Origin of the sequence: Kitasatospora sp. NPDC056181 (assembly GCF_042266225.1) — a bacterium.
GTDB lineage: Bacteria > Actinomycetota > Actinomycetes > Streptomycetales > Streptomycetaceae > Kitasatospora.
Genome location: NZ_JBHJUK010000051.1, coordinates 1 through 12,539 on the forward strand (window position 1 = coordinate 1; position 12,539 = coordinate 12,539).

General features: G+C 74.0%; 13 protein-coding genes and 6 tRNA genes. 10 read left to right on the forward strand and 9 right to left on the reverse strand.

Annotation, left to right across the window (positions count from 1 at the left end):
* On the reverse strand, positions 1 to 951 hold a 951-nt coding region (locus ACFC1F_RS20305; RefSeq protein ID WP_376160060.1), incomplete at its 3' end, for a serine/threonine-protein kinase.
* A gap of 442 nt (positions 952 to 1,393) precedes the next feature.
* Between ACFC1F_RS20305 and ACFC1F_RS20310 the strand changes: the two genes are divergently transcribed.
* The gene (locus tag ACFC1F_RS20310) at positions 1,394 to 1,591 is read left to right on the forward strand and encodes a hypothetical protein (protein ID WP_148647613.1); all 198 of its coding nucleotides are present in this window, start codon (positions 1,394 to 1,396) and stop codon (positions 1,589 to 1,591) included.
* Positions 1,592 to 1,976: 385 nt separating this feature from the next.
* On the opposite strand, the gene ACFC1F_RS20315 is transcribed toward ACFC1F_RS20310, so the two are convergent.
* The 4 genes from ACFC1F_RS20315 to ACFC1F_RS20330 form a co-directional block, all read right to left on the reverse strand.
* Positions 1,977 to 2,048 (reverse strand) — tRNA-Val (locus ACFC1F_RS20315).
* 41 nt (positions 2,049 to 2,089) lie between these two features.
* Positions 2,090 to 2,161 (reverse strand) — tRNA-Val (locus ACFC1F_RS20320).
* A 34-nt stretch (positions 2,162 to 2,195) separates the two neighbouring features.
* A tRNA-Cys gene (locus ACFC1F_RS20325) sits at positions 2,196 to 2,269 on the reverse strand.
* Positions 2,270 to 2,309: 40 nt separating this feature from the next.
* Positions 2,310 to 2,382: transfer RNA gene (locus tag ACFC1F_RS20330), tRNA-Gly, on the reverse strand.
* 493 nt (positions 2,383 to 2,875) lie between these two features.
* Between ACFC1F_RS20330 and ACFC1F_RS20335 the strand changes: the two genes are divergently transcribed.
* The 3 genes from ACFC1F_RS20335 to ACFC1F_RS20345 all read left to right on the forward strand — a co-directional run bounded on the left by ACFC1F_RS20335 (position 2,876) and on the right by ACFC1F_RS20345 (position 5,920).
* The gene (locus tag ACFC1F_RS20335) at positions 2,876 to 3,925 is read left to right on the forward strand and encodes a chorismate-binding protein (protein WP_376160062.1); all 1,050 of its coding nucleotides are present in this window, start codon (positions 2,876 to 2,878) and stop codon (positions 3,923 to 3,925) included.
* Positions 3,926 to 4,029: 104 nt separating this feature from the next.
* Entirely contained in the window at positions 4,030 to 4,860 is an 831-nt protein-coding gene (locus ACFC1F_RS20340; protein ID WP_376160064.1) for an aminotransferase class IV, read from the forward strand.
* A gap of 217 nt (positions 4,861 to 5,077) precedes the next feature.
* Entirely contained in the window at positions 5,078 to 5,920 is an 843-nt protein-coding gene (locus ACFC1F_RS20345) for a GNAT family N-acetyltransferase (RefSeq protein WP_376160066.1), read from the forward strand.
* Between the two features lie 19 nt (positions 5,921 to 5,939).
* Here ACFC1F_RS20345 and ACFC1F_RS20350 read toward each other — a convergent pair whose 3' ends face one another.
* Entirely contained in the window at positions 5,940 to 6,440 is a 501-nt protein-coding gene (locus tag ACFC1F_RS20350; protein WP_376160067.1) for a DsbA family protein, read from the reverse strand.
* A gap of 132 nt (positions 6,441 to 6,572) precedes the next feature.
* Between ACFC1F_RS20350 and ACFC1F_RS20355 the strand changes: the two genes are divergently transcribed.
* Positions 6,573 to 7,100 (forward strand): hypothetical protein, encoded by a 528-nt coding sequence (locus ACFC1F_RS20355; RefSeq protein WP_376160069.1) that lies wholly within the window; start codon positions 6,573 to 6,575, stop codon positions 7,098 to 7,100.
* Positions 7,101 to 7,143: 43 nt separating this feature from the next.
* Here the strand turns inward: ACFC1F_RS20355 and ACFC1F_RS20360 are convergent, their stop codons facing one another.
* Together ACFC1F_RS20360 and ACFC1F_RS20365 are read right to left on the reverse strand one after the other, a co-directional pair.
* Positions 7,144 to 7,713, reverse strand: a complete 570-nt coding sequence (locus ACFC1F_RS20360) for a CGNR zinc finger domain-containing protein (protein ID WP_148647608.1) — start codon at positions 7,711 to 7,713, stop codon at positions 7,144 to 7,146.
* Between the two features lie 458 nt (positions 7,714 to 8,171).
* Positions 8,172 to 8,585, reverse strand: a complete 414-nt coding sequence (locus tag ACFC1F_RS20365; RefSeq protein WP_030056266.1) for an SsgA family sporulation/cell division regulator — start codon at positions 8,583 to 8,585, stop codon at positions 8,172 to 8,174.
* Between the two features lie 194 nt (positions 8,586 to 8,779).
* Here ACFC1F_RS20365 and ACFC1F_RS20370 point away from each other — a divergent pair, with 194 nt between their 5' ends.
* The 3 genes from ACFC1F_RS20370 to ACFC1F_RS20380 all read left to right on the forward strand — a co-directional run bounded on the left by ACFC1F_RS20370 (position 8,780) and on the right by ACFC1F_RS20380 (position 9,782).
* The gene (locus ACFC1F_RS20370; protein ID WP_376160071.1) at positions 8,780 to 9,292 is read left to right on the forward strand and encodes a TIGR02611 family protein; all 513 of its coding nucleotides are present in this window, start codon (positions 8,780 to 8,782) and stop codon (positions 9,290 to 9,292) included.
* A 125-nt stretch (positions 9,293 to 9,417) separates the two neighbouring features.
* Positions 9,418 to 9,489: transfer RNA gene (locus ACFC1F_RS20375), tRNA-Val, on the forward strand.
* A gap of 221 nt (positions 9,490 to 9,710) precedes the next feature.
* Positions 9,711 to 9,782, forward strand: a tRNA-Val gene (locus ACFC1F_RS20380).
* Positions 9,783 to 9,862: 80 nt separating this feature from the next.
* Here ACFC1F_RS20380 and ACFC1F_RS20385 read toward each other — a convergent pair.
* Positions 9,863 to 10,630 carry a 3'-5' exonuclease gene (locus ACFC1F_RS20385; RefSeq protein WP_376160073.1) on the reverse strand — a complete coding sequence of 256 codons (768 nt, stop codon included), beginning with the start codon at positions 10,628 to 10,630 and terminating at the stop codon, positions 9,863 to 9,865.
* 148 nt (positions 10,631 to 10,778) lie between these two features.
* Here ACFC1F_RS20385 and ACFC1F_RS20390 point away from each other — a divergent pair, with 148 nt between their 5' ends.
* The gene (locus ACFC1F_RS20390) at positions 10,779 to 11,333 is read left to right on the forward strand and encodes a DUF4365 domain-containing protein (RefSeq protein WP_376160075.1); all 555 of its coding nucleotides are present in this window, start codon (positions 10,779 to 10,781) and stop codon (positions 11,331 to 11,333) included.
* 31 nt (positions 11,334 to 11,364) lie between these two features.
* Complete coding sequence (locus ACFC1F_RS20395; RefSeq protein ID WP_376160077.1) at positions 11,365 to 12,519, forward strand: hypothetical protein; 1,155 nt, start codon at positions 11,365 to 11,367, stop codon at positions 12,517 to 12,519.
* The last annotated feature ends 20 nt before the right edge of the window (positions 12,520 to 12,539 follow it).

Genomic DNA, 12,539 nt, shown 5'->3' on the forward strand with positions numbered 1-12,539 from the left:
GCCGGCCTGTGGCACCGGTGCCGCGGCCGCGCCACGACCGGGGACGCCGGGACGGCCGGGCGCCGCCCCGGGGGGCCGACCGCCCGGGGCGCGCGCCGGCCGGTCCGGGCCCGCGCCGTCGGGCGACGCCGTGCCTCGGGCCGCCAGCTCGCTCAGCCGCTCGTGCAGTGCGGCCGCGCCGGGCCGCTCGGCGGGCTCCTTCGCCAGGCAGGCCCCGATCAGCGGGGCCAGCGGCGGCGGTACGGCCGACAGGTCGGGCTCCTCGTGCACGACCCGGTAGAGCATGACCTCGGAGGAGGCCCCCGAGCCGAACGGGGTGTCCCCGGTGAGTGCGTACGCGAGCGTGGCACCGAACGCGAAGACGTCCGTCGCGGGGGTCACCGCGGCGCCGCGCACCTGCTCGGGAGCCAGGAAGCCGGGGGAGCCGACCGCCGTGCCGACGTGGGTGAGCGTGCTCGCGCCGCGCGACCAGGCGATGCCGAAGTCGATGATCCGCGGCCCGCGCGGCGAGAGCAGGATGTTGGACGGCTTGAGGTCCCGGTGGACGACGCCGGCCTCGTGCACCTTGACCAGCCCGTCGGCGAGCGCGGCCCCGACCCTGGCGGCCTCCGGCCAGCTCAGCGGGCCATCGTCACCGACCCGCTTGTACAGCGACGGGCCGGGGACGTACGCGGTGGCCAGCCACGGGCGGTCGGCCTCGATGTCGGAGCCCACCACGCGCGCCGTGCAGCCGCCCCGGATCCGGGAGGCGGCGGCGATCTCGCGGGCGAAGCGGGTGCGGAACTCCACGTCCTCGGCGAGCTCGGCACGGATCAGCTTGAGCGCGACCCGCTGCCCGCGGCGGTCGGAGCCGAGGTAGACGACCCCCATGCCGCCGGCCCCCAGTCGCCGGTGCAGGCGGTACGGCCCGACGATGCGGGGGTCCTCACGCCTCAGCCGCATCATCGCCATCTTCGTTCCCCGTCAGCCCGTGGGTGAGGCCCCGTCGGTTGGGGCATCGTCAGTTCCTGTCTGGCACAGCTTACGGACTGCCCGCTGCGGTGTGCTGATACGCAACACCTCAACCCTCCGTGCGATTGTCGGATCTTGCCTTGCCCAGCAGGTCACGGGGGTGCCGAAACGATTCTCGGGGTCGCCTCTCAGGGTTCCCCCGGGGGTGCGGTCGAGACCGTCTCCCCCTCCGGTAGTAGTCCCTGAGTCGGAGCGTCATCCTCCGGGATGCCCGCAGAACAGTACGAGGGCATGACGTCCGGCCACCCCCTCGCGCCATAGCGTTGTCCTCAGCGGTGGACGGGAGCTCGTCCCCCGAGGTAGCCGTCCACCGCGTCCACTCCGACCCGGCCGCACGACCGGTCCGGCAGGCACGGGCAGCACACGAACCAGGAGCAGGGGCATGGCAACGCAGGTCACGGGATCCCCCCGCCGCCGTCGGCCGGCCTTCACCCAGCGCCAGTCCGCGGAGCCGACCAGACACCCCGCGGTTGCGCTCGCCATGGCACTGCCCTGTGCCGTGCTGCTGGTGATGCTCTTCGGCGGGTGGGAGCAGATGGCGAGCCAGGCCCAGGCCGTCGCCGACCTGATCACCCGCTGACGACCGGCTGTCAGAGCCGGCCAATGAACGGGCACTGATCCCCTGGGGACGGGGAGCCAGTGCCGCCGGGGAAGGCCCGCGCCCGTGATGACACGCGGACGGGCGAGAGCGGTGCGCAGGAGCACCCCGGCAGGCGGAGATGCCGCGTACGGACGTCGGTGAGGGCGACCGTACGCGGCTCTTCTTCTTCTCCGGCCTTCTTCCCGCGGCTCGACCCGGCGTCCCGCGCCGCCGCCCCCGACCACAGCCCCGCACCGGCGCACCCACGCCCCATGCCCCATGCCCCCACGCACCGACAGCACCACACCGGCCCCGGCACCGTGCCCGCGCAGCGCAAAACGGCCGGGGCCGTGACCCTTACGGATCACGGCCCCGGCCGGTACTGTGCGCGATACTGGGATTGAACCAGTGACCCCTACCGTGTCAAGGTAGTGCTCTCCCGCTGAGCTAATCGCGCCTGGTGTGGCGGTCTTGCAGCAGACCCCGAAGGGCCCGACGTGCGCGATACTGGGATTGAACCAGTGACCCCTACCGTGTCAAGGTAGTGCTCTCCCGCTGAGCTAATCGCGCGGGGAGGTCTTCCGGTAGAACCGGATGATCCTCTTGGAGGTGGAGACGGGATTTGAACCCGTGTAGACGGCTTTGCAGGCCGTTGCCTCGCCTCTCGGCCACTCCACCAGGCAACACACGAAGAACGATCTTACACTGTTCTCCATCGAGCGGACGACGAGATTCGAACTCGCGACCCTCACCTTGGCAAGGTGATGCTCTACCAACTGAGCCACGTCCGCCTGTCTCCCGGGATCTTCACCGCTTTTCTTCGGCTGCGCTCCCTGGCGACGTGTTGAACTCTAGCGGATTCCTGGGCCAGCTAAAAATCCGTTCCCGCAGCGTGCCGAGGGGGCGCCCGCCGAGCGCCGTTCGGCGGGCCGTTCGACGGGCCGTTCCGCAGGGTCGTCGGCTCCCACCGGCGGCGCTCCCGGACGATCATCCGCAGGCCACCCGGCGCACACCCGCGCGACGCCCGCAGCTGCTCGCGCCCCCGCCGCGCGACCGGGCGCGGCCCCCGCGCCGCTGAGGGCGCCGGCCCGCCCCCGCGCCGCCGGACACCGAGGGCCACCGAGCCGCCCGCCGCCGAGCCGCCTCACCCGCACCCCGCACCCCGCACCTCACTCGCACCCGCACTTCGCTCACACCCTGCATCCCACCCTCACCCCAGGCCCCATCCGAACCCCCGACCTACACTTCAGGCACCGCAGCCCAGCCACCCCGTGCAGGAGAACCGTGTCCGGCCACCCCGACCCCTACAGCCCGCTCGCCCGCTTCGGCGGCCGCCTCGCCACCGGGCTGCGCGACGTCACCTCGGACCCGGCCGCGCTCGACTCCTCCGGCTTCTGGGCCGTCGCCTACGACTTCGAGGGCCGGCTCACCTGCGCCCGCTTCGACGACCTCCGCCCCGCGCCCGCGCCCCCGTCCGGAGCGGGCTGGCTGGGACCGGCCGCCGACGGCTGGCACAGCTCCCTCGACCGCGACGCCTACACCGCGGGCGTCCGCCGTATCCGCGAGCACATCGCGGCCGGCGAGGTCTACCAGGCCAACCTCTGCCGGGTGCTCACCGCGCCGCTGCCGGACCCGTCCCGGACCGACGTGGACGCGCTCACCGGACTGCTCGCCCACGGCAACCCGGCGCCCTACGCCGGGACGATCCGGCTGCCCGGGAGCGGCGTCGAGATCGCCACCGCCTCCCCGGAGCTCTACCTGCGCCGCGACGGCCGCACCGTCTCCTCCGGTCCGATCAAGGGCACCGGCCGCACCGAGGCGGACCTCCTGGAGAAGGACCACGCCGAGAACGTGATGATCGTCGACCTGGTCCGCAACGACCTCGGGCGGGTCTGCGAGACCGGCACGGTCACCGTGCCCGACCTCTGCGCCGTCGAGAAGCACCCGGGGCTGGTGCACCTGGTCTCCACGGTCCAGGGCACCCTGCGCGCGGACGCCGGCTGGCCCGGGCTCCTGGAGGCGACCTTCCCTCCCGGCTCGGTCACCGGCGCCCCCAAGTCCAGCGCCCTGCGGATCATCGAGGCCCTGGAAACCGCCCCCCGCGGCCCCTACTGCGGCGCCGTCGGCTGGGTCGACGCCGACCGCGGTGAGGGCGAACTCGCCGTCGGCATACGCACGTTCTGGCTCGACCGGACGGACCCCGGGGCGCCCCTGCTGCGCTTCGGCACGGGCGCCGGCATCACCTGGGGCTCGGACCCCGAGCGCGAGTGGGCGGAAACCGAACTGAAGGCCGCCCGCCTGGTCGCGATAGCGTCGGGCACCGAGACCGGCTGAAGGCGAGAAGCCCGCCCGAACCGGGACGAACACCGGACGAACACCCGGGCCTGCCATCGGTCCGGCACACCCCACCGCACCACCGCCTTGAGGAGCAGCCCTCGATGCAGCACCCGACCACGAGCTGGGTCAACGGCTCACTTGTCGACTCCGCGGACGCCGCCGTCTCCGTCCTCGACCACGGACTCACCACCGGGGACGGGGTCTTCGAGACCCTGAAGGCCGTCGACGGCCGGGTCTTCGCCCTCACCCGCCACCTCGACCGGCTCACCCGTTCCGCCCGCGGCCTCGGACTGCCCGACCCCGACCACGACGTGGTCCGCGAGGCCTGCGCCCAGGTCCTCGCCGCCAACCCGATGCCGCTCGGCCGCCTGCGCCTCACCTACACCGGCGGCGCCTCCCCGCTCGGCTCGGAGCGCGGCAACGACACCCCGACCCTGGTCGTCTCCCTCGGTGCCGCCGCCCACCGCCCCGACAGCACCGCGGTCGCGACCGTCCCGTGGCGCCGCAACGAGCACAGTGCCGTCGCAGGCCTCAAGACCACGTCGTACGCCGAGAACGTCGTCGCGCTCGCCGCCGCGCACCGCGCCCGCGCCTCCGAGGCGCTGCTCGCCAACACCGCCGGACGTCTCTGCGAGGGCACCGGCTCCAACGTGTTCGTCGTCCTCGGCGGACGGCTGCTCACGCCCACCCTCGCCTCCGGCTGCCTGGCCGGCATCACCCGCCGGCTCGTCGTCGAGTGGTGCGACGCCGAGGAGGCCGATCTGCCGTTCGACGTGCTCCAGGAGGCGGACGAGATCTTCCTGACCTCCACCCTGCGCGACGTCCAGGCCGTCACCCGCGTCGACGACCGTGAACTCCCCGGCCCCGGGCCGGTCACCGCCAAGGCCATGGCCGTCTTCACCGAGCGCAGCGGCGACGACCTCGACCCGTAACCCGGCGAGGCCCGCACCCCGCCCGGGCCCGCACCCCGCCCCGGCCCGCACTCCGCCCGTGCACGGACGACCGTCCGGGCCCGGCGCGCGCAGGTGCGGGCCCGGCGCACACCGGCCGCGGCCCGCAACCCCTCCGCGCGCGGCCCCGGCGAAGCGACGGACCCCGAGACCTCCCGCGGCGGATAGAACACCCGCACGGAGGGGAAGGGACCCCGACATGACCACCACGCTGCGCCCCGAGGGGCCGGAATCACCCACCGCGGCCGGCGGCCGCACCAGACGCTGGCAGATCTGCGCCAACGGCCGCCCGGTCGGCGCCCTGCGCACCACGACCGTCCCGCGTGGTACCCAACTCTGGGGTGAGCTGTCGGAGTTGGAGGTCTACGAGGGGCGCGGCCGGGGGCGCGGGACGTTCGGCGCCCTGGCCGCCGAGGAGGTGCTGCGCGGCCTGGGCTGCTCCCGGGTGGACGCCGACATCCCGGAGTCGGCGCAGCCCGCCCGCGGCCTCGCCGCGACCCTCGGCTACAGCGAGCGGATGCGGAACATGGCCAAGCGGCTGACCGTCGCGCCCGAGCTGCCGGCGGGCGTCGTGGCGCGCCGGATCGGTCCCGAGGAGTTCCCCGGCTGGCTCGACGAGGCGAAGGAGGGCTACATCAGCGACCTGCTCTCCTCCGGCCTCAACGAGGAGCAGGCGCGCGCCAAGTCGGACGCCGATCACGTGCACCTGCTGCCACAGGGCGCCGACACCCCCGGGGTGGCCCTGCGCCGTCTCTACGGGGACGGTCCGGACCCGCTGGGCGCGCTCTGGCTGGCCCTGCGGGTCCGTGACCTGCCCGACGGCGGGCCGTTGGCCTGGGTGATGGTGGTGGAGGTCGCCGAGGCCCACCGGGGGCGGGGTCACGGCCGCTCGCTGATGCTGCTCGCCGAGCGCGAGTGCCTGGCCGCGGGCGTGCACGACCTGGGGCTGAACGTCTTCAGCAGCAACCGGGTGGCGATCCGCCTGTACGAGTCGCTCGGCTACCGGATCACCAACAGGGTGTACGGCAAACCGCTTCTCTGACAGGAGGGTTGACGACCGGTCAGGAGGCCTTCGACGCCTCGATGAGGGCGGTGATCCGGTCCCGCAGACCGTCCTGGCTCTGCCCGCCGTCCAGCCGCTGCCCGGCGATCACGTACGTCGGCGTACCGGTCACCCCGATCGCCTTGCCCTCGGCCTGGTCGGCATCCACGATCAGCGTGTGCCGGCCGTCGACCAGGGCGGTGTCGACCTCCTCGGCATCCAGCCCGACCTCGCGGGCCACCTCCAGCAGCAGCTCCTCGCCGCGCGCGTCGAGCTCCTCGACCCGGGCCAGCAACGCCTCGACGTACGGCCACCCCAGCCCCTGGGCGAACGCCTCCTCGGAGGCCTGCGCCGCGGCGTACGCGTGCTTGTGCTTCTCCAGGGGGAAGTGCCGAAGCTCGATGGCGAGCGCGTCGCCGTACGCGGCGCGCAGCGCCCGTACGTCGTCCAGGGCGGTGCGGCAGTCCGGGCACTGGAGCTCGCACCAGAACTCGAGGCGGGGGAGGGAACCTTCGATCATGTCCCCAGTGTTCCACTAGTGGGCCCCGCCCCCGTCCCGGTGGTGCGCCGGGGCGCCGGCCCGAGCGACGGGAGGTCCGATGACCGGAACGACCAGGGTGAAGAGGGCGGACGGCACGAGCGGGGTGCGGCCGTGCTGACGGCGGCGGCCGCCTTCGTGCTGACCGCCGGCGGGGTGGCCGTGGCGGGCCTGCGCGCCTACCGCCGGCGCTTCCTGTCCGCGACCCGCTGGTTCGCTGTGGCGCTGCTGCCGGCCGGGCTCTACCTGAGCGGGCTGTTCCCGGTGGCGCGGACGATCGGCAGCAAACTGGCCGACTGGGCGACCGGGCTGGTCTTCGACCCGCGGGTCTGGACGGGCATCGCGCTGCTCGCGGTCTCGGCCGGTCTGCTGGTCGGCACCCGCTGGGCGGGCCGGCGCAGCGCCGTGGGTGCGGGGGAGTCCCGCCCGCAGGCCGCTGGACCGGCCCCGGCGCGGCCCGCGGTGGCCGGTGCGCCCGCACAGCCGTCGGCCGGAGCGGCGAGGCCGGCCGGAGCGGCGAATCCCGCCGGCGCCCAGAAGCCCGCGCGACCCGCGAAGCCCCCGAAGGCGGGCAAGCGGGACGACGGCCTCGGCGACGACTTCGCCGACATCGAGGAGATCCTCCGCCGCCGTGGCATCTGAGCCGTCGCGGCGTCCGAGGGCGGTCGGGCGGTCGGCGGCGGCCTCAGGCCGAGGGCACGGCCTCCGCCGAGCGCTGCCGTGCGCGGTAGGCGGCGACGTGCAGCCGGTTGCCGCAGGTGCGGCTGTCGCAGTAGCGCCGGGAGCGGTTGCGCGAGAGGTCCACGAAGACGCGCGCGCAGTCCGGTGCCTCGCACCGCCGCAGCCGCTCCCGCTCGCCCGCGGTGAGGATGAACGCCAGCGCCATGCCCAGCTCGGCCGCGAGGTGGTCGTGCAGGGCCGCGTGCGGGGCGAAGTAGTGGATGTGCCACCCGTGGTGGTCGTGGTTGGTCAGCCGGGGCGTGGTGCCGGCGTCCGCGACCAGGGCGTTGACGAGCTCGGCCGCCTCCACCGTGCCCTCGGTGCCGAAGACCTCCCGCAGCCGGGTGCGCAGGTTGTGCACGTTGTGCAGGTCGCTCTCGGTCAGCGAGTCGACCTCGCTGATCTCCTGGCGGATCACGAAGGCGTCCAGTGCGGCCACGTCGGGAAGCAGCTCGGTGCCGCACACCTCGGGTGCGGTGTTGAGCAGCTCGACGAGGATGCTCAGCGCGCACTCGGTGTCATGGGTGATCAGCACGATGGGGGCTCCTCGCGCGGAGGGGGCCGTCGGCACCCCGCGTCTACGGTCAACCCAGACCTTACCGGGCCCCGCCGCACGGGGCCGAAGCTTCTTGCCGAAGGACGGTACGAAGGTCGTTGTTCCGTGCGACGGCGCGGTGCCGCACGGGCGCCGCACGGGTGCCCGGCCGGACACACCGGGCTGCCCGGGAGGGCGCCGGAGCGCGACGCTCCCGGCCGCCCGGGCAAACGGGCGCGCCCGGCAGCGAGGCCGGCCACCCGTACGGATGGCCGGCTCCGGTGCCGGGCGCCTGCGGTGCGGTGGCCCGCTCCGGGTGGGAGCGGGCCGTTTCACCGGCCCCGAGACCGCGTCGTGCGCGGCTGAGTCTGCTGCCGTGCCCCCGAGTAGGACGGCTGCGGTGACGGCAGGGGGTGCGGCCCCGCGGACAGCGGGGCTTGACCGCCTCCCGGACGGGGTCAGCTTTCGGCGAGGATGTGGGACAGCTCCCGGTCGAGGTCGAAGTGACGGTGTTCGGTGCCGGGGGGCACGGCGGCGTCCGTCCGCTTGAGGAACGACTCAAGCGCGCGGGCCGGGGCCTCCAGCAGGGCTTCTCCTTCCGGAGAGCTCAGCGCGATGCAGACCACCCCTTGCCCGTGGCTGCGCGAGGGCCACACCCGGACGTCGCCGGTGCCCGTGGGTCGGTGCAGCCCCTCCGCAAGGAGATCTCGGGCGAACACCCACTCCACGGTCTCGTCGGCGCCGGTGTGGAACGTGGCGTGCACGGCATAGGGGTCGGCGGTGTCGTAGCGCAGGCCCGCGGGGACGGGCAGTGAGGACTCGCTGGACACGATGAGGCGCAGGTGCAGCTCGCAGCTGACCGTGGTGTTCATAAGCGCCATGGCCTTTCGCTCAGTGTGCGCTCGGGGAATCGCACGTCGGCGAACGGACCATCCCACCTCCAAGACCGATGTAAACCCCTCTGTCCCGATTCGGGGGCGAGTCGTACCCCTTACGGCGCATTGCGGAATCGGCACGGCACGCCCGTCGGGGCATTACCGGGCCGCTTCTCGGTTAGTTTCCTGGCATGACTGTGCGAAGCGACAAGGCGCGCGGGAACGCGGGCGGGAACACGAGAACGGGGGAGGCCGTCGTGCCGGACGAGACGGGGGCGCGGGACCAGGACGGCGGGGGCGGCGGGGAGCCGGAGGGCGCGGAGGGCGGCAGGCCGCTCGGCTCGCGGGCGCCGCACTTCATCCGGCGGTCCCGGCCGCTGCACCTGAGCTGGCAGGTGGCGGTCTTCCTGGCCGGCCTCGCGGTGGTGGTGGCCGGGGTGATCATGCTGCCGCTGCCCGGGCCCGGCTGGGTGGTCATCTTCCTGGGCATGGGCATCTGGGCGACCGAGTTCGTCTGGGCCCAGCTGGCCCTTCGCTGGACCCGCCGCAAGGTGGCCGAGGCCGCCCAGAAGGCGATGGACCCGCGGGTGCGGCGGCGCAACATCACGCTCACCGTGATCGGTCTCGCGGTGATCGCCGCGATCGGGGGCTGGTACCTGTGGAAGTACGGGCTGGTCATGCCCTGGAAGATCAAGGACAGCTGACCCCGGACGGCCGCAACCGGTGGCGCCCGTCCGGGGGACGGGCCGGGTGCCGTCCGGAGCCGGGTGCCCGGAACGAGGGGTGTTCGGAGCACCCCACGGGATGCGGTAATGTTTTCCCTGCACCCGGGCGATTAGCTCAGCGGGAGAGCACTTCGTTCACACCGAAGGGGTCACTGGTTCGATCCCAGTATCGCCCACCGGAATGCATTGTGATACGTAAGGCCCAGCCGATTATCGGCTGGGCCTTACGTGTATTTCCGCAATACGGTGAACAACTGCCCGGGAGTTGCCCCGGAATCGGGCTGAGGCGCAGTCATCTTCCATGTGGAGTGCGAGTTCTGCCGACGGGCCAGGTGGTCGCCGGGGATCCGAGTTGTACGACACCCCCCGAACGGTGCTACTGTTCATCTCGTTGCCCGGGCGATTAGCTCAGCGGGAGAGCACTTCGTTCACACCGAAGGGGTCACTGGTTCGATCCCAGTATCGCCCACCGGACAGCACGCAGGCCCTGATCGGAACACCGGTCAGGGCCTGCGGCGTTCGCGGACCAACCGAGTCCCGGACGGCCCGCTAGGCCGCCACCTCGCAGCTGTGCCCCGGCAGGAGCCGGCGCCCGCAACCGCACCGGGCCGGCCGCAGCGGCCAGGAGAGGTCCACCCGCTCCGGCGTCCCCGAGCGGTCGAACCAGTTCTGCAGCCCCCGCGCCTGTGCCGCGTGCCAAACCGCCTGCCGCAGGTGCAGCTCCGCCGCCGACAGCCCGCCCAGCGCCGCCGGGTAGCGCGCGCCGATCGCCCGGACCAGCTCCAGCGCCGCCGTCGCGTCCGCCGCCGCGTCGTGGGCCCCGGCCAGCTCCACCCCGTAGTGCGCGCACAGGTCGGTCAGGGTGCGCCGGCCCTTGCGGTAGCGGTCCACGTGCTTGTCCAGCACCCTCGGGTCGAGCACCAGCAGCCCCGTCGGGCCGAGCCCGTCCGCGAGCGACACCGACCAGTGCCGGCGCAACTCCCGGTCCAGCAGCGTCAGGTCGTACGGCGCGTTCATCACCACCACCGGCAGTCCGGCGCGGGCCTGCCCGGCCAGGGCGCGGGCGATCTCCGCCACCACCGTGCGGGCCGGGCGGCCGAACGCGCGCACCCGCTCGTCCGTGATGCCGTGCACCGCGCGGGCGCCGTCGGGTATCGGGACGCCCGGGTCCGCCAGCCAGGCGGTGGTCCGCGCCGGGGCGCCCGGGGCGGGCTGGACCACGAGGGCGGCCGAGACGATCCGGTCGGACTCCACGTCCACGCCGGTCGTCTCGGTGTCGAAGGAGGCGAGCGGGCCGGTGTACCAGTGCTGCTGCATGACTGCCCCTCAGGACTGCGTTCCCGGGAGGGTGATACCGCTCCTGACGCCCGTTCAACCGTTTGGCCGGGGCCGCGCCGGGCACCCTGCCTTCGGGTGTCCCGTCCGAATCCGGACGGGCCCGGGTGCCGGGGGAGGCAACGGGGCGATGACGCTGACACAGCCGCAGCCCGGGGAGGCCGCGGACGTCCTGCGGGGGAACCTCGCGGTGACGGCCTGCATGGAGACCCTGCAGGTCGGCTACCTGCACGCGGTCGCCGCGGCGGCCGGCTGCTCGCTCTCCCAGCCCTTCCCGGACAACGGCATCGACTGGCACGTCAGCCACGGTTCCCGGGCACACGAGGTCGACGACGAGGTCACCATCAAGATCCAGCTCAAGGCCACCCAGCAGATCGCGCCCCGGCCGCGCGGACCGTCCTTCGGCTTCACCCTCGACAACGACCACCTGCGCAAGCTCGCGCGGCCCCGGGTCGCGGTACCCCGGATCCTGGTCGTGATGCTGCTTCCGCGCCGGGTCGACCACTGGCTGGCGGCCGGACCGGACGCACTGGAGCTGCGGCACTGCTGCTACTGGGTCAACCTGGCCGGCCACCCGGTCACCGGGCAGCGCCGGACCAACGTCCGGGTGCCCACCGCGAAGGTCTTCGACGACCGCGCACTGTGCGACATCATGGCGCGGGTCGGTGCGGGCGGCAGCCCGTGACGGCCCGGCCCCGGCGGGGAGGAGCAGGACCATGACGCTGCCGCACGGGCCACGGGACGGTGCCCCGCCACTTCCCGACCCGGCCGCCGTCGACCCGGTGGTGCTCGCCACACTGCTCGCCCGGCACGGCTGGGTGCGCCGCGGCGGCCCGTCGGCCCGGTACGGGCGCTGGACGCCACCGGGCGACGCCGACCCGGGCACCAGCCTGCTGGTGCCCGCCGGGGGCGGATTCGACGACGCGGTCGAGCTGCTCGCCGAAGCCGTCACGGCGCTGTCGCACTCCCGAAGCCCGTCCGCCCGCTCGATCCTGCTGGCGCTCGCCGTGCCCGGTGACGAGCTCCAGTGGCAGCGCGAGCTGCCCGGACCGGCCGGCACCGTGCCCTGGGACGACGCCGAACGCCTCCGGCGGGCGGCGCGCTCGATGCTCGCCGCCGGCGCCAAGGCCGGACGGACCAGGGCCGCCTACTTCGGCGCCCGGCTCGACACCTGGGCCGGGGACTTCCTCGAAAGCGTGCTCGTGGTGGACGGCGCCGGCGGGCTCACCGCGTACACCCCCGCACCCGAGGGCCGGGCCGCGGTGACCACACTGGTCCGGGCCCTGGAGGCACTGCGCGACGCCGTCGACTACCGGCGGGTCAGCGGCGGGCCGGAGGCCTTCGAGAACGCCGTCCAGGCCGGGGTCAGCCGGGAGCTGGTGCAGTCCGTCGAGGAGCTGGTGCGGGGCGCCACCGCCGGCCGGCTCGCCGTCGCCTGGTCGGCCGCCGCCGGGACGCCCGGCGGATTCGGCGACCGGCGGATCGCCCTGGAGTTCTCGCCCGGAGACCTCCCCGCCCTGGAGGAGGCCGCCGCACTGCTGGAACGGATCGAACCGGCCGTCGCCGTCACCGTCGTCGGCGTCGTGGTGCGGCTCAAGCGCGCCGACCCGGCCGGCCCCGGCACCGTACGACTGCGCGTCCTCGGCGGCGCCGAGGTCAGCGAGGTGAAGGTCCGCCTCGCCGACCCGGCGTACCGGCTGGCCGCCGAGGCCCACCTCGCGGGCGCCCCGGTGCGGGTCAGCGGCCGGCTGGAGCGGCGCGGAGGGTTCCGCCGGCTCACCCACCCGCACGGGCTGGAACCCTGCGGGCTGGAGGAGGCCGAGCGGCAGCGGCTGCTGAAGAGCCTGGGAGAAGGGGGACAGGGGGCGTAGGTGCACGGCCGGGGCGGTGC

Excerpts from the sequence above, each read along its gene's own strand:
- ACFC1F_RS20310 (WP_148647613.1), top strand. The coding sequence starts at position 1,394 with ATGGCAACGCAGGTCACGGGATCCCCCCGCCGCCGTCGGCCGGCCTTC.
- ACFC1F_RS20340 (WP_376160064.1), top strand. The coding sequence starts at position 4,030 with ATGCAGCACCCGACCACGAGCTGGGTCAACGGCTCACTTGTCGACTCC.
- ACFC1F_RS20345 (WP_376160066.1), top strand. The coding sequence starts at position 5,078 with ATGACCACCACGCTGCGCCCCGAGGGGCCGGAATCACCCACCGCGGCC.
- ACFC1F_RS20350 (WP_376160067.1), bottom strand. The coding sequence starts at position 6,440 with ATGATCGAAGGTTCCCTCCCCCGCCTCGAGTTCTGGTGCGAGCTCCAG.
- ACFC1F_RS20365 (WP_030056266.1), bottom strand. The coding sequence starts at position 8,585 with ATGAACACCACGGTCAGCTGCGAGCTGCACCTGCGCCTCATCGTGTCC.
- ACFC1F_RS20370 (WP_376160071.1), top strand. The coding sequence starts at position 8,780 with ATGACTGTGCGAAGCGACAAGGCGCGCGGGAACGCGGGCGGGAACACG.
- ACFC1F_RS20385 (WP_376160073.1), bottom strand. The coding sequence starts at position 10,630 with ATGCAGCAGCACTGGTACACCGGCCCGCTCGCCTCCTTCGACACCGAG.
- ACFC1F_RS20390 (WP_376160075.1), top strand. The coding sequence starts at position 10,779 with ATGACGCTGACACAGCCGCAGCCCGGGGAGGCCGCGGACGTCCTGCGG.
- ACFC1F_RS20395 (WP_376160077.1), top strand. The coding sequence starts at position 11,365 with ATGACGCTGCCGCACGGGCCACGGGACGGTGCCCCGCCACTTCCCGAC.